This window comes from Pseudoalteromonas gelatinilytica (assembly GCF_001641615.1).
Classification (GTDB): domain Bacteria; phylum Pseudomonadota; class Gammaproteobacteria; order Enterobacterales; family Alteromonadaceae; genus Pseudoalteromonas; species Pseudoalteromonas gelatinilytica.
The window spans coordinates 46,212-67,747 of the sequence record NZ_LRRU01000023.1; the positions used below are offsets into that span (position 1 = coordinate 46,212).

22 protein-coding genes are annotated in these 21,536 nt (G+C 40.9%); 7 read left to right on the top strand and 15 right to left on the bottom strand.

What is annotated here, in order from left to right; genetic code table 11:
- Positions 1–36: 36 nt before the first annotated feature.
- From NH153_RS20265 to NH153_RS20290, 6 genes are all read right to left on the bottom strand, one after another.
- Positions 37–648 carry a superoxide dismutase gene (locus NH153_RS20265; protein ID WP_063707316.1) on the bottom strand — a complete coding sequence of 204 codons (612 nt, stop codon included), beginning with the start codon at positions 646–648 and terminating at the stop codon, positions 37–39.
- 15 nt (positions 649–663) lie between these two features.
- Complete coding sequence (locus tag NH153_RS20270; RefSeq protein WP_063707318.1) at positions 664–1,170, bottom strand: DUF2753 family protein; 507 nt, start codon at positions 1,168–1,170, stop codon at positions 664–666.
- A gap of 122 nt (positions 1,171–1,292) precedes the next feature.
- Entirely contained in the window at positions 1,293–1,778 is a 486-nt protein-coding gene (locus tag NH153_RS20275; protein ID WP_054552102.1) for a GNAT family N-acetyltransferase, read from the bottom strand.
- A 127-nt stretch (positions 1,779–1,905) separates the two neighbouring features.
- Positions 1,906–5,016 (bottom strand): efflux RND transporter permease subunit, encoded by a 3,111-nt coding sequence (locus NH153_RS20280; protein ID WP_063707320.1) that lies wholly within the window; start codon positions 5,014–5,016, stop codon positions 1,906–1,908.
- Between the two features lie 9 nt (positions 5,017–5,025).
- A complete protein-coding gene (locus NH153_RS20285) occupies positions 5,026–6,105 on the bottom strand; it encodes an efflux RND transporter periplasmic adaptor subunit (protein ID WP_240494393.1) in 1,080 nt (359 codons plus the stop codon).
- A gap of 104 nt (positions 6,106–6,209) precedes the next feature.
- Entirely contained in the window at positions 6,210–6,587 is a 378-nt protein-coding gene (locus tag NH153_RS20290) for a hypothetical protein (protein ID WP_063707322.1), read from the bottom strand.
- Positions 6,588–6,756: 169 nt separating this feature from the next.
- Between NH153_RS20290 and NH153_RS20295 the strand changes: the two genes are divergently transcribed.
- From NH153_RS20295 to bfr (NH153_RS20320), 6 genes are all read left to right on the top strand, one after another.
- Positions 6,757–7,617, top strand: a complete 861-nt coding sequence (locus NH153_RS20295) for a cation diffusion facilitator family transporter (RefSeq protein WP_063707324.1) — start codon at positions 6,757–6,759, stop codon at positions 7,615–7,617.
- 64 nt (positions 7,618–7,681) lie between these two features.
- On the top strand, positions 7,682–8,752 hold the full coding sequence (locus tag NH153_RS20300) for a PepSY-associated TM helix domain-containing protein (protein WP_063707765.1): 1,071 nt from the start codon (positions 7,682–7,684) through the stop codon (positions 8,750–8,752).
- A 28-nt stretch (positions 8,753–8,780) separates the two neighbouring features.
- Positions 8,781–9,116, top strand: a complete 336-nt coding sequence (locus tag NH153_RS20305) for a DUF3703 domain-containing protein (RefSeq protein ID WP_063707767.1) — start codon at positions 8,781–8,783, stop codon at positions 9,114–9,116.
- Positions 9,117–9,337: 221 nt separating this feature from the next.
- Positions 9,338–11,473, top strand: a complete 2,136-nt coding sequence (locus NH153_RS20310; RefSeq protein WP_063707326.1) for a TonB-dependent receptor — start codon at positions 9,338–9,340, stop codon at positions 11,471–11,473.
- Positions 11,474–11,683: 210 nt separating this feature from the next.
- A complete protein-coding gene (gene bfr / locus NH153_RS20315) occupies positions 11,684–12,157 on the top strand; it encodes a bacterioferritin (RefSeq protein WP_063530309.1) in 474 nt (157 codons plus the stop codon).
- An 11-nt stretch (positions 12,158–12,168) separates the two neighbouring features.
- The gene (gene bfr / locus NH153_RS20320) at positions 12,169–12,633 is read left to right on the top strand and encodes a bacterioferritin (protein WP_054552095.1); all 465 of its coding nucleotides are present in this window, start codon (positions 12,169–12,171) and stop codon (positions 12,631–12,633) included.
- 58 nt (positions 12,634–12,691) lie between these two features.
- On the opposite strand, the gene NH153_RS20325 is transcribed toward bfr (NH153_RS20320), so the two are convergent.
- Both NH153_RS20325 and NH153_RS20330 read right to left on the bottom strand, forming a co-directional pair.
- Positions 12,692–13,165: a mechanosensitive ion channel family protein gene (locus tag NH153_RS20325; protein WP_063707328.1), complete on the bottom strand. Its 474-nt coding sequence runs from the start codon at positions 13,163–13,165 to the stop codon at positions 12,692–12,694.
- A gap of 58 nt (positions 13,166–13,223) precedes the next feature.
- Entirely contained in the window at positions 13,224–13,679 is a 456-nt protein-coding gene (locus NH153_RS20330; RefSeq protein ID WP_062565578.1) for a hypothetical protein, read from the bottom strand.
- Between the two features lie 184 nt (positions 13,680–13,863).
- Between NH153_RS20330 and NH153_RS20335 the strand changes: the two genes are divergently transcribed.
- Entirely contained in the window at positions 13,864–14,295 is a 432-nt protein-coding gene (locus tag NH153_RS20335) for a DUF2541 family protein (protein WP_063707330.1), read from the top strand.
- 289 nt (positions 14,296–14,584) lie between these two features.
- Here NH153_RS20335 and NH153_RS20340 read toward each other — a convergent pair whose 3' ends face one another.
- The 7 genes from NH153_RS20340 to hutH all read right to left on the bottom strand — a co-directional run bounded on the left by NH153_RS20340 (position 14,585) and on the right by hutH (position 21,454).
- Positions 14,585–15,142, bottom strand: a complete 558-nt coding sequence (locus tag NH153_RS20340; RefSeq protein WP_063707332.1) for a YbhB/YbcL family Raf kinase inhibitor-like protein — start codon at positions 15,140–15,142, stop codon at positions 14,585–14,587.
- A gap of 75 nt (positions 15,143–15,217) precedes the next feature.
- Entirely contained in the window at positions 15,218–16,030 is an 813-nt protein-coding gene (locus NH153_RS20345) for a helix-turn-helix transcriptional regulator (RefSeq protein WP_063707334.1), read from the bottom strand.
- Positions 16,031–16,342: 312 nt separating this feature from the next.
- Positions 16,343–16,705, bottom strand: coding sequence for a hypothetical protein (locus NH153_RS20350; protein WP_062568001.1), 363 nt, complete (start codon positions 16,703–16,705; stop codon positions 16,343–16,345).
- A 26-nt stretch (positions 16,706–16,731) separates the two neighbouring features.
- Positions 16,732–17,124 carry a hypothetical protein gene (locus NH153_RS20355; RefSeq protein ID WP_063707336.1) on the bottom strand — a complete coding sequence of 131 codons (393 nt, stop codon included), beginning with the start codon at positions 17,122–17,124 and terminating at the stop codon, positions 16,732–16,734.
- 292 nt (positions 17,125–17,416) lie between these two features.
- A complete protein-coding gene (locus NH153_RS20360; RefSeq protein ID WP_062568003.1) occupies positions 17,417–17,827 on the bottom strand; it encodes a GFA family protein in 411 nt (136 codons plus the stop codon).
- 121 nt (positions 17,828–17,948) lie between these two features.
- Positions 17,949–19,949: a urocanate hydratase gene (locus tag NH153_RS20365; protein WP_063707338.1), complete on the bottom strand. Its 2,001-nt coding sequence runs from the start codon at positions 19,947–19,949 to the stop codon at positions 17,949–17,951.
- Between the two features lie 11 nt (positions 19,950–19,960).
- A complete protein-coding gene (gene hutH, locus NH153_RS20370; RefSeq protein WP_063707340.1) occupies positions 19,961–21,454 on the bottom strand; it encodes a histidine ammonia-lyase in 1,494 nt (497 codons plus the stop codon).
- Between the last annotated feature and the right edge of the window lie 82 nt (positions 21,455–21,536).

Genomic DNA, 21,536 nt, shown 5'->3' on the forward strand with positions numbered 1-21,536 from the left:
TGACTAGCCAGTTTCGGACCTTAACTATTTAAACAGCTATTTAACTGCTGCTAGATATCGGCGTTCAACTTCCGGCCAATTGATCACTTCGTAAAATGCTGCAATATATTCAGGGCGACGATTTTGATACTTCAAGTAATACGCATGCTCCCACACATCAAGCCCTAAAATAGGCGTATGATTATGCATTAATGGGCTATCTTGATTAAGGCTACTTTCAACGACCAACTGGTTATTTTCATCAACACATAACCAAGCCCAGCCACTGCCAAAGCGGCTTACCGCGGCATTAGTAAATTGCTCTTTAAATGCGTCAAAGCTACCAAATGTATCAACTATTGCAGTGTTTAACTCTGCACTTGGCGTACCACCGCCATTAGGAGACATAACTTGCCAAAATAATGAGTGATTATGATGACCACCCACATGCTCTTGTACTGCTTTTTGTAAAGACTCAGGCATTGATGAAATAGTGCGGAGTAATGTTTCAGCATCTTGCTCTAAATAATGGCTGCCCTCTAGTGCAGCATTCGCTTTATTGATATAGGTTTGATGATGCAAGGTGTGATGTATTTCCATGGTTTTCGCATCAATGTGCGGTTCAAGTGCTTCATAGTCATAAGCTAAATCGGGTAATGTAAAAGGCATACTGATTCCTTATCGTTAATGTAATAACTGCGTTTTATGGGGATGGTCAGCTAATAGCTGGTTGATTCGGTTAATAAGTACCGGAAATGCCGATGCCATGCTCGCAAACTTAACCAGCTCATAATAGGTTTTATGATGATGGTGCAGCACCAAGGTGCGAACTTGCTGCTCTGGGTGATTTAATAGCACGCTTAATCGTTGATGAGCATGACAAAGCCAGGTGCATGCTTTATCGGGTTTTTGCATGACTTTAAAGGTGTCGGCAAGATTCAAAGTGGCAACAACAAATGCTGCAATACAATGCTCTAACGAGCGAGTTACCGAATGGTTGATTGGAATATTAGAAAATTGCGCCAGTAGTGTTTCGGCGCAGCTGCTTGCAACCGTGTAATGATCACGCGCAGTAATAAGCTCGCCAGATTCAAATGCTAAGTTGCCTTGATAAATAGCACTTTGCCAAGGAGCAAGCGCATCATCAATGGCGTGCGAAGTTAACGGTGTGTGGCGTGTTGTTTGAGTCATAAAAATCACCTGCACTTATACCAATCATTCTATGTGTATTTAAACTACACACAGAAAAGATCAAATGCAAATGATTTTTATTTATATAGTTATTTGATAATTTTTATTTATAGCAACATTACTTATTGATGCGCAAAGTCGATAAGCTCTTGGCCTGTTAGGCGGTAAATAATCCATTCGTTTTGCGGTTTAGCACCAATGCTGTCGTAAAAATCAATGGCTGGTTTATTCCAATCAAGTACCACCCACTCAAAACGACCACAGTCTTTTTCGAGTGCTTGCTTAGCAAGATATTGCATAATTTGCTTACCAGCGCCTTTACCACGGCTGTCTGCGCTGACGTAAAGATCTTCTAAATACAAACCATTTTTACCAAGCCAGGTTGAGTAATTATAAAAATACACAGCAAAGCCAATTGGTGTGTCGCCCTCTAAACAAATGACACTATGCGCCGTTGCGCCTTCACTGAATAACGTTTTTAAAATAGCTTGCTCGTCTGTTTTAACTGCGTCGGGTTCTTTTTCGTAAATAGCAAGTTCGGTAATAAAATGTAGGATTGTTGCAGCATCACTTGCGACTGCCGGACGAATTGTAATTGCGTTACTCACTCTGTATTCCTTTTTTACATCATTATTGTAACGCCCAGTTTATAAGGGCTTTAGCATGGTGTAAACGCCCTTTACAGAAATACACGGCATTTAAAAAGGGGCTACTAAAAGTTAGCCCCATTATGCTTTATTTACTCATCGACTTATAAAGTACCGGAAGTACAAATAAAGTTAAAAAGGTTGCACTGACCAAGCCGCCAACAATAACCGTAGCAAGTGGCTTTTGTATTTCGGCCCCTATTCCTGTGCTAAGGAGCATTGGAATTAGCCCAAGCATTGAAGTAAGCGCGGTCATCAGTACGGGTCTTAGCCGTGAAACAGCGCCTTCAAATACTGCTTTATCTTTGCTATCTCCTGCACTAATCCTTTGATTAATGCTTTCAACCATCACCACACCATTCAAGACCGCCACGCCAAATAGCGTGATAAACCCTACTGAACTGGGTACAGATAAGTATTGCCCAGAGACATATAATGCAATCACCCCACCAATTACAGCCAAGGGAACATTGACAAGAATAAGCACCACTTGCGATAGGTTACTAAAAGCAAAATAAAGCAATAACGCAATCAGTAATAAGGCCAATGGCACTACTATCATTAGCCGCTTTTGTGCCCGTTGTTGGTTTTCGAACTGACCGCCAATCGCCACACTGTAACCACTTGGTAGCTGCATTTTATCGGCAATGGTAGCGCGTATATCGGCAACTACAGATCCCATATCTCGCCCCTGCACATTCGCTTGAATAACCACCCGCCTTTGAACATCATCGCGACGAACTTGCGGAGCGCCAGACTCAATTTGTACATCGGCTACATCCCCCACCCTTACAATGGCACCCGTGGGGGTTTGCAATCTAAGATCAGCAATCACATTTGGGTTTTGCCGAAAGCTTTTTGCTATACGCACATAAATATCATAGCGCTCATTGGCATTAATGATTTGCCCTGCAGATTGCCCGCCAATACCGTGCTGAACTACATCCATCAAATCAGCCACCGATAAACCAAAGCGCGACAATGCCAAACGGTTAGGTTTAACTATCAGCTGTGCTTCGCCGCCTATTTGCTCCATAGCGACATCTTTAGCGCCAGGTATTTGCTGAACTAGCTGCTCAATTTGTTGGCCTTTTTCAGTTAAAACGCCTAGGTCACTACCAAATAATTTTATGGCCAATTGCGCTTTAACACCTGATAAAAGCTCATCTACTCGGGTTGCTATAGGCTGTGAAAAGTTAAACAAAAGCCCTGGGAACTGCTCAAGCTTGGCTTCCATTAGTTGCTGTAATTCGACACGCGTTTTCGCGTTTAGCCATTGCTCATGAGGTTTTAAGCCTAAATAGATTTCAATGTTGTTAACTGGTTCTGGATCTCCCCCTACTTCAGCCCGACCGATTCGGCTCAGCGCATATTCCACCTCACTAAATTCAAGCAACATGGCTTCAAGCTTTGGTGCTACTGAGATTGCCGTATCGAGACTTGCAGATGGAGCTAGTGTCACACGTAGGTTAATAGTGCCTTCTTCAAGCTCTGGCACAAATTCAGTACCCAACCTTGGAAGGATAACAGCCGCTACAATCAACAATAACCCTGCTATAGCTAAAACGCTACGTTTAGCCTGCAATGCTTTTTGTAAAGCCCGTTGATAAAGGATATCGATCGGTTTTAACAGAATACTTTGCTTTACTGTCACGCCCTTGGCAAATAAGTACACGCACAGAGCTGGCACCACAACCAAGGCAACGATCACAGCGCTAATAATCGCAAGCATAATACTTACAGCCATTGGCTGAAATAACTTGGCCTCAACGCCTTCAAAGCTAAACAGCGGTAAAAATACCGTTAGTATGATCAAAGAGGCAAAAAAGATGGGCCGTGCGACTTCTTTTGCAGCAATAGCAACCAGCTGCGAAGAAGGCTTATGTTGGTTATGCTTAAGCCCTAAGTGCCTAAATACATTCTCAACCATCACAACAGAGCCATCTACCAGCATACCGATTGCAACAGCAATCCCACCTAACGACATTAAGTTTGCCGATAATCCAAGCCATGCCATTACACTCAGTGCTAAGCCAATCGAAATAGGGATCGACAACAACACTAAAAATGTTGCTCTTAAATCCAACAAAAATAGCGCCAATACAATGATAATAAACACAAAAGCTAAAAGCAGTGCATCAATAACCGTTTGTACCGCTTGGCTAATAAGCTCTGCTTGGTCGTAAATGGCTTTAAATTCAACCCCCTTTGGCAGTGCTTGATTTATCATCTCGACACGCGCGTTAATGCCATCAATCGTTTGCTTGGTATTAGCGCCCATTCTTTTCAGCACGATACCAGTCACCACTTCACCACGATTGACTATTTCGCCTTGTTCATTGCGTTTAGATAAGGTGACAGCGCCTTGGCGAATTTCACTACCAAGCTCAACATTCGCAACATCAGCCACTTTAACGACTGTACCATCAATGGTTTTGATAGGTGTTTGTGCTATCTCAGCAAGCCCTTTTTCGCCTGGGGTAAACCAACCTGTACCACGAATAACAAGCTGCTCTTGACCACGGTTCATATACCAGCCACCCACATTACTGTTGTTAGCATCTAGAGCTTCACTAACATCTTGCTGTGTTAGGTCATAAGCAAGTAACTTATTGGGGTTTATGTTCACTTGATACTGCTTAACCTCACCGCCAAATGACAGAATATCGGTCACACCATCAATAGGTAATATAAGTAATTTAACCACCCAATCATTTAAGCTACGCAGTGCCATGCTATCTATGTTGGCATCAGGTTTTGCTTCAAGTAAATACTGATAGACTTGTCCAAGCCCTGATGTATTAGGGCCCATGGTTGGCATACCCACACCAGCTGGGATCAGCTCTTTAGCAGACTGCAAACGTTCAAAAACCAGTTGCCTAGCAAAGTAAATATCAACACCTTCTTTAAACACCACAGTGACGCCCGATAACCCCGTTTTAGAAATAGAACGCACCTGCTCTACATCGGGCAGCGCATACATAACTGCTTCTATCGGGTATGTGATCAGTTGCTCTACTTCTTCAGCCGCAAGCCCTGGTGCTTCGGTATTCACCGCAACTTGCACATTCGTCACATCAGGAAAAGCATCTAAATTAAGTTTTGGGATCATAAATGCACTCACTGCAATCGCTGCAAGTAAGGCCAATACCACGAGTAGACGGTTCTTTATCACCGCCTCAATTAATAAATTAAACATGCGTCACCTCTAGTGGTTATGCGGATCAAATCCGCCTTTAGCTAGCTGTGATGCAATAAAAAAAGCACCTTGGGTGACAACTTCAAGCCCGGCTTTAATACCTAATACTTCACGATAATCACCAAAACTTCTGCCAAGGGTTACTTCTTGGGCAGCAAAGCCACCATCGTCATCAACGACAAATAACTGCCAGTCACCATCTGCACTACGTGTTAACGCGTTTTCAGGTACGGCAAGTACCTCTTGGTCTGTTTCAAAATGAAAATACACATCCGCAAACATGCCTGGGTGCAAACTATGCTGGGTGTTTTTTACCTCGAGCCTAACGGTTCGTGAGCGTGTTTGTTTATCAATGGTATGTGCTTCTTGAATAACCCTTGCTTGATAGCGATTGCCGTTAACTTCTAACAGCGCCGTAGAGCCATTACTGATAGTACGGTCTTGATTAGCTGAAAGCTGAGCAGCAACCCAAAGCGCAGATTCATCGGCTATTAGCATCAGCTCAATCCCCGAATCAACTCGCTGACCTTGGGCAAAGTTATCGGTTAAAACAGCCCCCGATGTTTGTGCAAACAAGGTGTATTCACCGAGTTTTTCTGGGCTTATGGTGAGTGTTTGTGCAATAGCTTGTTTTGATAAACCAAAGGCAACTAATCGGCTATAGGCGACTTCATACTCGGCTTTGGCAGTTAAGATTTGTTTTTCGCTGACTGTGCCCGGGGTCATTTTAGTAACACGTTGCCACTCGGCTTCTGCTAATCTAAATTCAGTTTGCTGGCTGGCTACTTCGCCACTAAATAAAGTGACTAAAGAGTCTCCTTTATTTACATGCTGCCCTAATAAGGCATGGCGTTTTACAACGATAGAATCAACGCGCGGTGACACCACATAACTGGCGTAGCCATTGGCTTTAATTTCGCCCGGTGCATACAAGGTTTGATTGTGTTTTTTCAGTACAAGGCGCTCAACCTTGATATTAGCTAGTTGCTGTTGCTGCTCAGTTAAACTGACTTCATTAGCATGCTCAGCTTGCTCATTTTCTTGATGATTATGCGCTTGTTCTGTCGCATAAATATTTGTCACAGTCATATAGCATACGCACAGCAATGCGTAACGCATAAAATTTCTTAAATACATAGAGTGTCTCTTACTTAAAATGGGCTAAGCCCAAAAAATCTAAAAAGGGTTTTTGATTAAATAAGAGCTAAAATAGGTGGGCGATGAAGCGGTGCTAAGTCAGCCGATTTGAAGTTGAAATCAAGTGATTCAATTTTAGTAAAGTAGATATCTGTAGGTTCAGACAATTGCAGCGAATCGACAAACGCTGGGCTGTGACAAACATGACAATGGCCTTTTTCGGCTGAGTCAGACAACTGTTTGCTAAGCTCGGCATGCTCTGATTGATGTAACAGGTGATCGCCATTGGCTGCGCAATGGGCTTCAAGGTCAATTTCTTCTGATAGCAGTACCGAGGTGTGATTAAACGCAGCATTATGATCGGCCACATCAAAGCTATCCAGCAATGGCTGGAGCAATAATACGCTAATCAAAATAATAAATGCAGCTTTCACATTGAGCCTAAAAATTAGAACTAAAAATGGTACAACGGCGCTAAATTAACAAATCCACCCGCATTTGAACAGTAAATTATAATCTGTACACGAACAAATCATTAGAAACATTTCAATACCGCGGCACGCATGGTATAAAAATAAAGCAAATCAATAACTCGGTATTTTTATGGGACACGGACACCACCATCATCACGATACAAATAACCAAAGCACCCGCCAACTCATGCTGGCAGTTGCAATCAATGTGTTATTAACTGTCGCTCAGGTGATTGGCGGCCTTGTTTCTGGCAGTTTGTCGTTAATTGCTGATGCACTGCATAATTTAAGTGATGCCTCGTCGTTATTCATTGCCCTAATTGCCCGAAAAATTGGTGCCAAACCTGCTAATGATCGTTATCAATACGGCTATAAACGCGCTGAAATTTTAGCAACCCTATTTAACAGCTTAAGTTTAATTGTGATTGGTGGTTACTTAATTGTTGAAGCTATCTCCAACTATTTAAACCCTGAGCCCATTGATGGTTGGATCATCATTTGGGTCGCTGGACTTGCGCTCATTATTGACCTTGTCACCGCCCTTTTAACTTACAAAGCAGGTGCTAAAGACAGCATGAATATTCGTGCTGCGTTTATACATAATGTGTCTGATGCATTAGCTTCAGTGGTGGTGATCATAGCTGGTACCTTAATTATTCTTTATCAATGGTATATTGTTGATTTAATTGCCACTATGCTGATTTCTGTGTATGTCATTTACCATGGTATTTTGCTGCTAATAGCGAGCAGTAAAATTTTGATGCAGGCAGCCCCAGATAATTTTGCTTTAACAGATGCTATTACTGAGCTTAAAACCCAATTTGCAATCACTGATGTTGATTACCTCAAAACATGGCAAATAGATGATCATCACGTTCATTGCGAGCTCAAGTTTAGTGCCAAGCACAACATCAATAACGATGAAATACGTCACTTTTTACATGATAACTTTGCAATTGAAAGCTGCACTATTGAACAAGTTTTAGTGTAAATGTTACGCGTTATCATTTACTATTCAGTTTTGTTTTAAAAGCAAACTGAAGGAACAAACCTTGTTGAAGTTGTGGTTACGTCGTACGCATTTATTGCTTGCCTTAGTAAGCGGTTTATTTTTGATTTGTTTAAGTTTGACCGGTGCATTGCTTATTTACGCAAAAGACATTCAATACCTTACTCAAAGCAATAAATGGACTGTAACGCCAGCGGCTTCAGCACTTGATTTTGATAGCCTCATAAAACATGTTTCAGCTTCAACCAAACAACCGGTTACCCTGTTAATGCCTGAGCAGCGAAGTGATCTTGCGTGGCAATTACAGTTAGCAAACAACCGTTATGTGAGTGTTAATCCATTCAACGGACAAGTGTTACATGAGTACGATTACTACACTACGATTTATGGCTTTACCATGGCTTTGCACCGCTGGCTGCTTTATGAAGATGGCGATAAAAACCGCCCGTTAAGAAACTGGGTATCGGTATGTGCGCTAATTCTTATTATTGAAATTCTGCTCGGCTTTTATATTTGGGTTAAGCCAAAAAATCGTATCAAACGCTTGGCTATTAAACGTAAAGCAAAAATTAGAGTGCTGATGTATCAGCTGCATACCGTTCTCGGTGTGTACTTTTTAATTCCACTCATTTTAATTGCTTACACAGGTATGGCGTTTAACTGGAAGCCACAAACCAAAGCCGTATTAGAATTTGTGATGCAAGGCACAGTTGAAGATAGACCAAAACCGCCACCCGTTATTCCCCCTTTAGCGGATACGCCTTTTCAAGTTCAAAAAGCGTTTGATAACGCACAAACTGTATTTCCTGAAGGTAAGTTATTTAGAATTTATTTACCGAAAAAGCCAACTGATAATATTGGTTTTAGAATAGAGAACCCGGGTGAAAGCCATGCCTATAGTTGGGTATGGGCAAACCCATATTCAGCAGATATTGTTGCAAGCTATGATGCCAGCCAAAGTTCTTGGACCACGCAAACTTGGAACTTTAAATATAAGTTTCATATTGGTGATTTTGCAGGCCCTATTGTGCAATTAATGTGGTTACTATTTGCTTTGTCACCGTTATTTTTCACGATTTCAGGTGTTTACTTTTGGTACAAACGGCATTACAAATAAACAACCATTACTGAAAATGACATTCGCCATGAATAGTGAGCTCAAACATGCCTTTAACACCGAAATGATATTGGCTAAAACGAGTTATGAGAAAGCAGATTACACAACCGCTTTTTATCACTTAGAGCGAGCTCATATTCTGGGTCAAAGCTATATCATTGCGCATACTTACTCGCATTGGTGGATGTGTAAAATTGGTTTTAAAACCCATAATGCCAAGGAAATAATTGGTCAGTTTGCTCGCATGGCTGCTTCAATTGTGTTTTCGCGCATATGGGTTCCACTCGGTAACACCGGCGGCACTAATGTTAGCCCCTTCAAATCAATGCCTATACCTGATGACTTGAAACGTTTTTTAAGCTAAAGCCGCTTTAATCTGCAGTTACTTGTTTACTATTAAACACGACAATCCTCTATTTATCATGACTCTCCATTTAAGCCCTTTGGCTTAAGCATGCAAACACAAATGACTAAAACCTGCCAATTTATTATTGCAAATAATTATCATTAGCCTTGCCTTTACACTTCTTTACATTTAGACTGCCGCACAATCAAATAATAAATACTGATTTAACAAGGACAAGCATGTTAAAAACTTCACTGACTCTGGTCGCTCTTGCACTAAGCAGCCAATCATTTGCTGATGATGCCATCAATAAAAAACTTACCGCAGAAGAAATGGAACACGTTGTTGTATCAGGCAGCCGTGTATTTGAAAGCATTGATGAAGTACCCGCCTCCGTCACGATTATTAGCCAACAGCAAATTGAAGAGCATTTAAAAGTTAATCCAGAACTACAAAGCTTACTTGCGCAAATGGTACCAGGCCTTGCACCAGATACAGGTAGTTCGAGTAATACAGGTCAGAGTTTACGCGGCCGTGCACCACTTGTGATGATTGATGGGGTGCCACAATCTACACCTCTCAGAAACGGCTCGTTAGGAGTTAAAACACTCGATCCAAGTGCCATTGCGCGTATCGAAGTAATTAAAGGTGCTACCTCTGTTTATGGTAATGGTGCATCGGGCGGTATTATCAACTACATCACAAAACAAGCAACAAGTGATGGTCAGCCAGAAGGTGAGATCAGCCTATCGTCACGCTTTAGTGCAGTTAAATTAGAAGAAAGCGCTGGTGCGCGAGTCTCTGCGGCAATTAATGGTCGTGCTGATAAAATTAGCTATTTATTCACCGCAAGTTACGAAGAAAATGGCGTTCAACGTGACGCCGAAGGCGATATTCTGGGCTTACAGTACGGTTTATCTGATGCAGTAACAGAAAACTACTTCACTAAACTTGGTTATGATTTTGACGATGAGAAGCAACTGCAATTTAGCTATAACAACTTTAGCTCTCAACAAAAAACCGATTTAGGGGATGTTGTAGGGGATCTTAATGATGGCGAAAAAACCTATGCCATCCATGTACCTAAAGAGCTGCAAAAGCAAGGTAAACCACAAGGCCCAGACGGTAACGAAAACATTACCTTAAAATACACAGACTACGCCCTGTTTACTAATACCCAAATGACGCTCGACCTTTACATGCAAGACATCGAGAATGTGTTTTTCTTCTCTACAAACTTAGCTAACCCAGACGAAGGCTACGAAGGCGGCCAATCAATCATTCGCTCTGAAAAGAAAGGGGCACGCGCTACCTTCAATACCCTTGTTGATTTTGACAATGTTGAAGCTACCTTCATTTATGGCCTGGATGCACTGAATGATGTGACGTCTCAGCCACTTGTTGATGGCCGTGTTTGGGTACCAGAAATGGATATGGAAAGTCTTGCTGGCTTTTTACAAACAAAATGGGTTATCAATAATGATTTAGTTATTAAAGCGGGTGTGCGCCAAGAGAGCATTGATTTAACCGTTGATGACTACGAAACCTTAAAGCTTTGCCGCTCTGAAACACAGTGCTCAGTGCCGCTTAGTGTAAAAGGTGACACCATAGATTACGATGCAACCACTTATAACGTGGGTGTGAAATACAATTTACTTGAGGTCTTCAGCCCGTTTGCCAATTATTCACAAGGATCTGATATCTCAGATATTGGCCGCCTATTACGTGCTGCAACGGTAAACGATATTGGTTTAATTCAAACAGAAGCATCAATCATCGATAACTATGAAATTGGTTTTACCTCACAGTTTGATAACTTACGTTTTGAATTTGCAGCTTACCGCAGTACATCAGAGTTTGGCACCACGAATAGCTTTAATGAAGTAACCGGTGTTTATGAGCCGGTACGTGCACCGCAAGAGATTTGGGGTTACGAAACATTAGTTGATTATAAAATTAACCCAACTCTAAAACTGGTTGCAACTTACAGCTATGTTGAAGGTAAAAACACCGAAGACGACATTTACTTAGGTTCGCGCCAAATAAGCCCACCAAAAGGCACTGCTAACTTAAATTGGCAGCCTAATGATGAGTTATCACTTACGGTGAGTTATTTATATGTGGGTTCACGCAAACGCTTTGAACCAAATGCAGACGGCGACTATGTTGGCGACCAAGGGCCAATTAGCAGTTACAACCTATTTAACCTAAGCGGTCGTTATAACTTTAGCAATAACTGGCAAGCGTTTATGGGGGTAGAAAACCTATTTAACAATGATTACTACCCTGCCCGCGCTCAGTCATACACCTACGGTGGCTATAACATTAAAGGTTTAGGTACTACAGTGACACTTGGTGCAACCTATAGTTTCTAAATTAAATTTTGTTTAGAACAACAAGCCCTTCTTAGTAAGGGCTTTTTTTATTTAAGAATAGAAACGATAAATTGTTCATTTATCAACCATTAACGCAAACTTAAACGAGAATCACACTCAATAGTAAACAACTGATTTACAAAGGAAAAAGTTTGCAATCTTGTTTTTATATACTACAATTACCGCAACTTGGAATTCGAGGACAGCATTATGAAAGGTAACCAAAAAGTCATCGATAGTTTTAACAAACTACTCGCAAACGAATTAGCCGCTATAGATCAATACTTTATTCATTCTCGTATGTACGATGATTGGGGCCTAAATAAGCTGTATGAGCGTCTTAACCACGAGATGGAAGAAGAAAAAGATCACGCTGATTGGTTGATCAAACGTATTCTATTTTTAGAAGGCGTACCAAACATGACTAAACGTCGTGATCTATTAATTGGCTCAGACGTGAAAAGCATGATGCAAAACGATTTAACACTTGAACTAGAAGTGGTTGACTGTGTTAAAGAAGCAATTGCAATCTGTGAAGAAGAAAAAGACTATCAATCACGCGAAGTGCTTGAAAAGCTATTATTTGATACAGAAGAAGATCATGTTTACTGGTTAGAACAACAGCTTGGTCTAATCGACAAAATTGGTAGCCAAAACTACCATCAATCTCAAATGGGCGAATAGAGGCTAATTGTATGAAAGGCGATAAAAGCGTCATTGCTGCACTTAATAAAGTATTAGCGAATGAATTAGTAGGTATTAACCAATACTTTTTACACGCTCGTATGTTTAAAGATTTTGGCTTTTCTAAATTAGACAAAGCTGATTACAAAGTATCTATTCAAAAAATGAAAAACGCTGACCGTTTAATTGAGCGTATTTTGTTTTTAGAAGGTTTACCAAACCTACAAGATTTAGGTCGCCTACGTATTGGTGAAAACTCTGAAGAAATGATCGAAGCGAATATGAGCTTTGAACTGGATTCATTACCTGATCTTAAAGCGGCAATTAAACTTGCTGAAGAGAAAAAAGATTACATCAGCCGTGAAGCGCTAGATAACATCTTAAATGAGCAAGAAGAACAGATTGATTGGCTTGAAACACAGCAGCAGTTAATCAAAACCGCAGGGCTTGAGAATTACCTGCAATCTCAAATGTAATTTGCTAAAACTTAAAAAAGCAGCCTAGGCTGCTTTTTTTTATGGCTAAGATTTGTGATTAATCGTCTTCGCGATCAATGATTGACACTTTATTACTTAAAATTAAAGAGTTAGGAATTAAATGCACCGCTCCCTCGCCTTTAATTGTGATATAGCGCAGATTAAGGTCGATAACAATGCCCTTTGAATTACTCACTTCAATGTAATTACCAAGCTTAATGGGCCTATAAAGCACAATCATCACACCTGCTACTAGGTTTGAAATAGCATCCTTCAACGCAAAACCCAATGCAAAGCCTGTTAGGCCTAAGCCGGCAACTAACGCGGCTACGTCAAAACCCAGTTTCGATAACGCCAGCACAATACCTATGAATAATAAAATAGCGCGCTGCGAGTTAGAAATAAGCCGAAAAGTTTCAAGAGCGGTTGAATCAAAGCGACGTTGAAACTGTTTAATAGCGCGGTCAATAATAAGGCTTGCTATGTAAAAAGCAGCAAGCACTAAAAATGCTTGAATAAGTTGGCTAGTCATAAGATTTTCAATTAAAAATAAAGCCCATCATAGGCTTAAAATTGTATGAGGAAAACTATTATTGCTTTTCAAACACACAAGAAACATCAGGTTTACTCAGTGTATAAGTAATATTGCCATTATCTTTAAAACGCAGATCTTCAGTTGTTGAACCGTTATCGTCTTCGTTTTCACAGCGAAAATATCGCTTGGTTCTAACAATGCCATTTACAAAGTATTTTAACTTCGAACTGACAACGCAAAAGTGTGGTATCTTTTTTACCTGCGTGCCGTTATGTAAGTCACTAAAATCGATTAACGTCCCTAAGCTAAAGCCTTGCGTTGATTCTTTTATCAATGAAAAAGATGCGTTTTGGCAAACCGCATCACTGCCCTCTTTTGTTTTGTAATCACCTTGTTTGTCTTTTATCAGTGCCAAAAACTGCGTTTTATTGCTCGGCTTTACATCCAGCAGAGCGCTGGCAATTGACGAAGTCGAAAGTAAAAAAGCCACTAAACAAAAGTAATATCTCATTGAAAATCCATAAATTTATAGACACTTTACTAGCATAGCATGCTGATTAAGGTTGGTGAATTTATAACGTATTAGTTAATACGATTAAAAAATGCTTTTGGTTCTATTTTATGAACTTTGCATAGGCAACCAATCTGTTTATATGCTATAAATTTAAATGATGATAACTTTTGGAGGGAATCAAATGAAAATAGTCAAACTCATCGCTTTAACCACATTTTTGGCCTTAACCAGCGTACAAAGCCTAGCAAGTGATGACGACTGGAAAACGATTGCTGAGAAAAAAGTCAGCTACAAAAGCGAAACCGATACCGTTAACCCAATCACCAGCAGCAACTACAGCCATATTAAAATCAAATGCACTCATGGCACGGTGAATCTTAAAAAAATTAAAGTCGTTATGAACAACGGTGAAGAAAAAGTATTTGATAACCTTGGTGTTTTAACCAAAGGAATGTCATCACGTAGCTTAAGTTTGCCAGACAAGAACGACGCCAAACTCGATAAAATCAAACTGGAATATGAATCGGTAGGCAGCACAGCCCTTAGTATGGCAGGTGTAACTGAAAAAGCCGAAGTTGAAATTCTCGCGAAAAAAGCAAAGAAAGAAGATTAAAGTTGCGAGATGCGAGATGCGAGATGCGAGATGCGAGATGCGAGATGCGAGATGCGAGATGCGAGTCAATGATGTTTGAGTCTATACAGTTTCACAAGTAGCGGCGTCTTTTCGCCGCGACTATTTAAAAACAAACGCGCGAAACAAGTTTCACGCCTACGTTATAAAACATTAGGCACTAGGATTTAGGCTCTAGGACGCGATATAAAATCGCTGCTACTTGTTCGGCGTTAAAACGCTCCTACAAACTTGTAACTCGCAAACTTTACTCTCGTATCTCGCTACTCTCTCAACGCTTATAAAGCGCTTCAATAGTTGCTGAATCAAGTGAATAGGCATTAATCATATAGCCTGCCAACGCACCTGATGCGTTTTCCGGTAATTCAAGTTTTTGTGATAACGCATGTAGTGTAAATTGATATCGGTGAGCGCCATGGCCTACTGGAGGGCAAGCGCCGCCAAAGCCTTTGAAACCATAATCATTTGTGATCTGCACACTGCCTTTTGGCATTGCGTTCTTCTCTGCACTGCCTGCACCGCTTGCTAAACTTGATACCGACTTAGGGATATTCACAACTTGCCAATGCCACCAGCCACTCCCTGTAGGCGCATCTGGATCATAAACGGTCAATGCGAATGCTTCAGTTCCTTTAGGTGCATTTTGCCAAGCAAGTTGTGGAGAAAGGTTATCGCCATTACAACCAAACCCTTTAAACTCTTGCGCACTCCCCATAAAGTCACCATGGGCAATGTCTTTGCTTGTTAGAGTAAATGTCTCAGCGAATGTGGTGCCAGATAAACATAGCAGAAATAACGGTGTAGCAATTTTCAATGTTGATGATTTCATAATATTCTCCGATTAATAAGAATAATCATAATACCTAGCAAAGACAGATCAAATTAGTACCAAAACTGTCAATTATTAGCCTGCTTCGCTCATTATTGTTTTACGAAGGGCTGTTGGAGTCGTATTAAACAAAAGTTTAAACTTATCGGTGAATCTAGATTGCGACGAAAAACCACATTGCTGGGCAATAGTGCCAATAGATTGTGAGCTACTTTGAATCAAATGTAGTCCATGGCTTAAACGTGCGTTATCTTTAATTAACTGAAAACTACTGTCTTCTGCGGTTAACTTTCTTCTGAGTGTCGATTCGCTCATCGCTAACGTCGTTGCAATACTGCTTGCATCCCAATCACGCGTTAAATCACCAGCGATAATAGTATGTACTTTGTGGGTCAGTGTTGGTGGCTCAATAATAGAACCTAAGTCTTTGAATCCCTGAGAAAATAGCACTTGCAGCAGCTCTTGTCTTCTAATTGGCCATAATTGTGGTGGTGTTACTGCAGCCCATTCAATAAATTGTTTTAAAGTCATTTTAAACAGTGGATCGACTTGCCCTGTAATAAACTTTTTCTTTGCCCCGGCTTGATATTTCAAACACTCAAAGTCGGTGTAATCAAATTCAATCAATAGCGCAATATAGCCAAAGTTTTGTGGAATATTGCGCATTGCAACCTGAGGTGTATTTGCCATTAAGACAAAATTACCTGCATCACAATTAACTTCTTCTGTATCTATTAGCGTTTTGCTGCCAGATAACACAACGACAAGTAATGGGTTTGCGATAGGCACATTTACAATATGTTGTTCATCATTAGCGCAGTAAATCGAAAACGGTAAAGACGGATGTTGCTTTACTGTGCTTAAACCTATCTCTATTAATTCATTCATAATTTACAGTGTTTTTTATTGCTCTGGACGGAACGGCATCATCCGTGAATTTTAGTTATTCGGCGTTAAAACGCTACCGGCTAACTTTACACTTTAATCGCGCTAAAGCACGACCTACAAACGCGTTAAAAAACATTAGGCACTAGGATCTAGGCCCTGGGACGTGATGTAAAATCGCTGCTACTTATTCGGCGTTAAAACGCCTCCTACAAACTTGTATCTCGCTAACTTTACTCTCGTATCTCGCTAACTTTACTCTCGTATCTCGCTAACTTTACTCTTGTAACTCGTATCTCGCTAACTTTAACCCAATCAAACAAGCATATTGTTTAACATCATTCCTGGCATTAAAAATACCATTGCAAAAGAGAATGAGCCGGTGAGTGCAACTGCAATACAGCAGAATACCGTTTGCATTAAAAAGACGTTGGGTTTACCAGAGGCACTTTTTTGAAATGACACATAGGCAAGTAACAGTTTTTCTCTAATTTTTTGAAGGTAAGAACGCACTACTCTGATAATAGGCAAGCTGTACATTGCTAAAAAAGCAAATACAACTTCTATTCCACCAAAATGAAATAACAGTGCAATCTCAGGTGAGAACCAACCGACAATAGCTATCAAGCACCAAAATGCAGCTTTTTGATATTTATTTAGTTCGTGCCATTTGATCATCGTCTTCCTTGTATTTCCAATTATATTTAAATTAAGTGAGCAGCTGATTTATCTAGTTTAGTTATATACGCTTTGAGCTCTGCAAGCTTGAGTTTTTCGCCTTGGTGAGCATTCATCGCTTTTGCAAAGTAGCTATTGGCTTGCAGCTGATCACCTGCATGCTCATGAATGAGTCCAATGCGAAGATAAGTAAAAGCAAGATTATTCGGGCCTATTTCTGTTTGCAGCGTTTTAGCGCTATCAAGCTCAAGAATTCTTGCAAGTGCATTTAACGCATAAAGCGCACTATCGCTCGAACCTTTGATGTACTGAGAATGAGCAAGTTCTAGCTCTTTTTTAAGAAATTCGCTTGTAATTTCATTTGCGTTTGTAGGTACTGCGAACGAGACTAAAACAGCTAAGGTTAAAACTTTAAACATATAAAACCTCCTTTTAAAATGTGCTTTACAGATTAATCAAACTCGACCAACTGGTCAAACTTTACTCTCATATCTCACTAACTTCTCTTTTGACGCGCGAAACAAGTTTCACGCCTACGATTGAAAGCATAAGGTGCTAGGATTTAGGCTCTGGGACGCGATGTAAAATCGCTGCTACTTGTTCGGCGTTGAAACGCCTCCTAGAAACTTTACCCTTGTAACTAGCTAACTTTCCACTTGAGTCTCGCAAACTTTACCCTTGAGTCTCGCTAACTTTACTCTTTAATCGGGCTTAATCACGACCAAAACCTATCAGCTTTTTGCCATTTAATCCTTTTTTATGCCATTCGGTTTGTTCTTCGCAAAATATTTGCGCGTCTAATTCTTTACTTGGCTCTTCATTTAAACTGCCTGCAGGTACAAGTAGGTATTTACTGTCTTGTGATTCAAATGGCAACGCAGAGCCACAGGTTTTACAAAACGCCCTAGATAATGCACGACCAGGGTAATTAAACCGCGTAATGTGATTTTGGCCTTTAACCCATTCGATAGCATCAGGTGAGGTAAACAAGTTTGCAGCGTGAGCAGTGCCAGTTAGTTTGCGGCATTGTTCGCAATGACAGAAGAAAAAACGCCTAAAGTTATCAGCGACTTTATAACTCACTTCGCCGCAGCAGCATCCACCAGTAAGTGTTTTAGTCATATCTATCTCCTTATTCGCTAAGCTAAAAATTGATACCCTAAACGATGCGCTATTTAATAATTTTTGGCAATAAAAAAGGCCATGTTGCACTTACAACATGGCCTTTTTGCATTGACACAACTTAGAAATCTAAGTTTGATAAAACTTCATCATCAACGTTATTAGACAAAGTCACTTTAAGTTTAGGGGTACGAGCCATTTCACGTTTAATAGCAAAATTAGCTTCTTCGTTACGCGCCCAACTACGACGAGCAATACCGTTGTTTACATCAAATAATAGCATAGATTTCAAACGACGCTCGGCAGCTTCACTACCGTCTAGTAGCATACCAAAACCACCGTTGATCACTTCACCCCAGCCAACACCGCCACCATTGTGAATAGATACCCAAGTAGCACCACGGAAACCATCACCAATTACATTGTGAATCGCCATGTCTGCTGTGAAGCGGCTACCATCATAAATGTTTGATGTTTCACGGAAAGGTGAATCCGTACCACTCACATCATGGTGGTCACGCCCAAGTACAACCGGACCAATTTCGCCACGATTAATGGCATCATTAAAGGCTTTAGCAATTTCAGCGCGGCCTTGTGCATCTGCATAAAGAATACGAGCTTGCGAACCAACAACCAGTTTGTTCTGCTTCGCATCTTTGATCCACGTGATGTTGTCTTGCATTTGCTGTTGGATCTCTTCTGGCGAGTCCGCCATGATTTTATTTAAAACGTCTGCAGCAATCGCATCTGTTTTATCAAGATCTTCTGGTTTACCTGATGTACATACCCAGCGGAACGGGCCAAAACCGTAGTCAAAACACATTGGGCCAAGAATATCTTGTACGTATGATGGGTACTTAAAATCAATACCATTTTCAGCCATTACATCGCCACCAGCGCGTGATGCCTCTAGCAAGAACGCATTACCGTAATCAAAGAAGTAAGTTCCTTTTGCCGTGTGCTTGTTAACAGCATCAGCGTGGCGCTTAAGCGTCGCTTGTACTTTTTCTTTAAATACTTCTGGCTCTTCACGAATTAAACGATTTGACTCTTCATAGCTGATATCAACCGGGTAGTAACCGCCTGACCAAGGGTTATGAAGTGAAGTTTGGTCTGAACCTAAGTGAATGAAAATATCTTCAGCTAAGAAGCTTTCCCATACATCAACCACGTTACCGATAAAGGCAATTGAAACCACTTCTTCATTTTGCTGAGCCGTACGTACACGCTCAACAAGCTCTGGCATGTTATCAATTAGCTCATCAACCCAACCTTGTTGATGACGCTTAATAGCTGCCTTAGGGTTAACCTCGGCACATACGGTGATACAGTTAGCAATGTTACCCGCTTTAGGTTGCGCACCACTCATACCGCCTAAACCAGCAGTTAAGAAGATCTTACCTTTTGGTGATTCGCCTTTTTCAAGTACTTTACGGAATGCATTCATTACCGTAATGGTTGTACCGTGCACGATGCCTTGTGGGCCAATGTACATAAATGAACCCGCAGTCATTTGACCGTATTGAGTTACACCTAGTGCATTGAATTTTTCCCAGTCATCCGGCTTTGAATAGTTCGGGATCATCATACCGTTTGTCACAACCACGCGCGGTGCTTCTACTGATGATGGAAATAACCCCATAGGGTGACCCGAATACATGTGCAGCGTTTGGTCTTCTTCCATTTCGCTTAAGTACTTCATGGTTAATAAGTACTGTGCCCAGTTTTGGAATACCGCACCGTTACCACCGTACGTGATTAGCTCTTCAGGGTGCTGTGCTACTGCTGGATCAAGGTTATTGTCGATCATTAACATGATAGCGGCAGCTTGTTCGCATTTAGCTGGGTAATCGCTGATTGAGCGCGCTTTAAGTTCATAGTTAGGCTTAAAGCGATACATGTAAATACGGCCAAATTGCTTAAGCTCAGCGGCAAATTCGACGGCTAATTCTTGATGCCATTCTTTAGGGAAATAACGCAATGCGTTACGAATTGCTAATTGCTTTTCGTCAGCTGATAAAATGTCTTTACGTTTTGGAGCTCGGTTTGCATCATTTGGATACGGTTTTGGCTCTGGCAATACGCTTGGGATACCTTGCTTAATTTGTTCTTGAAAAGTCATTATTTGCTCCCTTAGTTAACTTTAAACGCTTGCGATTTAACAAGTGCAACCATGGCATCAATGTCTGGCTTAAGTAAGCGGTCTTCTTCTAGTTTGGCAACTTTGCTGCGAATGAGCGCAAAGTTTTCTTCAATAATGTCTGAACACTTGTTAGGACGTCTAAATTCGATTGCTTGCGCTGCATACATCAGCTCAATCGCAAAGATTTTATCAAGGTTACCTAAAATCTGGTTTAACTTACGACCAGAAATACTACCCATAGATACGTGATCTTCTTGGCCCATTGATGTTGGTACGCTGTCTGCTGATGGCGGGAAACACAATGATTTATTTTCTGTTACCAGTGCAGCTGTCACGTATTGCGGGATCATCATGCCAGAGTTTAAGCCACCCGATGTCGTTAATAAACGTGGTAAGCCGTGTAAGCCCTCAAGCAGTAAATAACAACGACGATCAGCAATGTTACCAAGCTCTGCCGCTGCGATTGATGCGTAATCTAATACCATAGCAAGTGGTTGACCGTGGAAACCACCACCCGAAATGGCTTCTTCTTCGCTGATCACAATTGGGTTATCTGTTACAGAGTTCATTTCTGTTTCAGCAAGCTCTTTTAAATGGTAGTACGCGTTACGTGATGCACCATGAACTTGTGGAATACAACGTAATGAGTAAGGGTCTTGAACACGGTCACAATCAGTGTGTGAAGCCATGTTTTCAGATCCTGCAAAAAAGCTACGCATACGCGCTGCAACTTCAACGTTACCTTTAAAAGCACGAATTGCGTGTAACTCTTCACGGAACGGCGATTGGCTACCCTGCATACCTTCAATACTCATAGCACCTGCGATATCTGCAAGGTCTAATAAGTAACGCATTTTAGTAAGCGCAGTAATGGCATGCGATAAAATAAACTGAGTACCGTTAATTAACGCTAGGCCTTCTTTAGCATGTAATTCTAAAGGCGCTAAACCGTGCTCTTTTAATACCTCTGCTGCTGGTTTGATTGTGTCGTTTACCCAAAACTCACCTTCACCTAAAAGAGGTAAGAATAAGTGCGATAACGGTGCTAAGTCACCCGATGCGCCTACTGAGCCTTGCTCTGGTACTACAGGGATAATATCAAGTTCAATAAACTTAAGCATACGCTCAACAACGGTTAAACGAATACCTGAAAAACCTTGGCTTAATGCATGTACTTTGGTGATTAGCATCAGCTTTGAAATAGGTTTAGCGATTGGCTCACCCACACCAACAGCGTGTGTGATCAATAAGTTCTTTTGTAATAGGTTGGTTTCTTCTGGAGAAATTTGTGTATCACACAATGGGCCAAAGCCCGTATTGATACCATAAATGGCTTTATCTGAGGCAGCCATTTTGTCTACGTTTTGGCGGCTTTTATTTATTTTATCAATTGCTTCTTGGCAAAGCTCTGCCTCTAACGTACCGGCTGCAATAGCATTAACGCTGTCTAACGTTAATTGGTCAACACCATACTTAAATGTCATTTATAACTCCTAAAGAACAGGATTAAGTTTTATTTAGATGAAGTCTAGCTTGCTCTAGTTGTTTTACAAATGCATAATTATC

Bases quoted from the DNA above. Each gene is read 5' to 3' on its own strand.
- NH153_RS20265 (WP_063707316.1), bottom strand. From the start codon at position 648: ATGCCTTTTACATTACCCGATTTAGCTTATGACTATGAAGCACTTGAA.
- NH153_RS20305 (WP_063707767.1), top strand. From the start codon at position 8,781: ATGAATAGTGAGCTCAAACATGCCTTTAACACCGAAATGATATTGGCT.
- NH153_RS20340 (WP_063707332.1), bottom strand. From the start codon at position 15,142: ATGAAATCATCAACATTGAAAATTGCTACACCGTTATTTCTGCTATGT.
- NH153_RS20310 (WP_063707326.1), top strand. From the start codon at position 9,338: ATGTTAAAAACTTCACTGACTCTGGTCGCTCTTGCACTAAGCAGCCAA.
- bfr (WP_063530309.1), top strand. From the start codon at position 11,684: ATGAAAGGTAACCAAAAAGTCATCGATAGTTTTAACAAACTACTCGCA.
- NH153_RS20270 (WP_063707318.1), bottom strand. From the start codon at position 1,170: ATGACTCAAACAACACGCCACACACCGTTAACTTCGCACGCCATTGAT.
- NH153_RS20355 (WP_063707336.1), bottom strand. From the start codon at position 17,124: ATGTTTAAAGTTTTAACCTTAGCTGTTTTAGTCTCGTTCGCAGTACCT.
- NH153_RS20350 (WP_062568001.1), bottom strand. From the start codon at position 16,705: ATGATCAAATGGCACGAACTAAATAAATATCAAAAAGCTGCATTTTGG.
- hutH (WP_063707340.1), bottom strand. From the start codon at position 21,454: ATGACATTTAAGTATGGTGTTGACCAATTAACGTTAGACAGCGTTAAT.
- NH153_RS20285 (WP_240494393.1), bottom strand. From the start codon at position 6,105: ATGACTGTGACAAATATTTATGCGACAGAACAAGCGCATAATCATCAA.
- NH153_RS20280 (WP_063707320.1), bottom strand. From the start codon at position 5,016: ATGTTTAATTTATTAATTGAGGCGGTGATAAAGAACCGTCTACTCGTG.
- NH153_RS20335 (WP_063707330.1), top strand. From the start codon at position 13,864: ATGAAAATAGTCAAACTCATCGCTTTAACCACATTTTTGGCCTTAACC.
- NH153_RS20365 (WP_063707338.1), bottom strand. From the start codon at position 19,949: ATGACTTTTCAAGAACAAATTAAGCAAGGTATCCCAAGCGTATTGCCA.
- NH153_RS20325 (WP_063707328.1), bottom strand. From the start codon at position 13,165: ATGACTAGCCAACTTATTCAAGCATTTTTAGTGCTTGCTGCTTTTTAC.
- NH153_RS20295 (WP_063707324.1), top strand. From the start codon at position 6,757: ATGGGACACGGACACCACCATCATCACGATACAAATAACCAAAGCACC.
- NH153_RS20345 (WP_063707334.1), bottom strand. From the start codon at position 16,030: ATGAATGAATTAATAGAGATAGGTTTAAGCACAGTAAAGCAACATCCG.
- bfr (WP_054552095.1), top strand. From the start codon at position 12,169: ATGAAAGGCGATAAAAGCGTCATTGCTGCACTTAATAAAGTATTAGCG.
- NH153_RS20330 (WP_062565578.1), bottom strand. From the start codon at position 13,679: ATGAGATATTACTTTTGTTTAGTGGCTTTTTTACTTTCGACTTCGTCA.
- NH153_RS20360 (WP_062568003.1), bottom strand. From the start codon at position 17,827: ATGACTAAAACACTTACTGGTGGATGCTGCTGCGGCGAAGTGAGTTAT.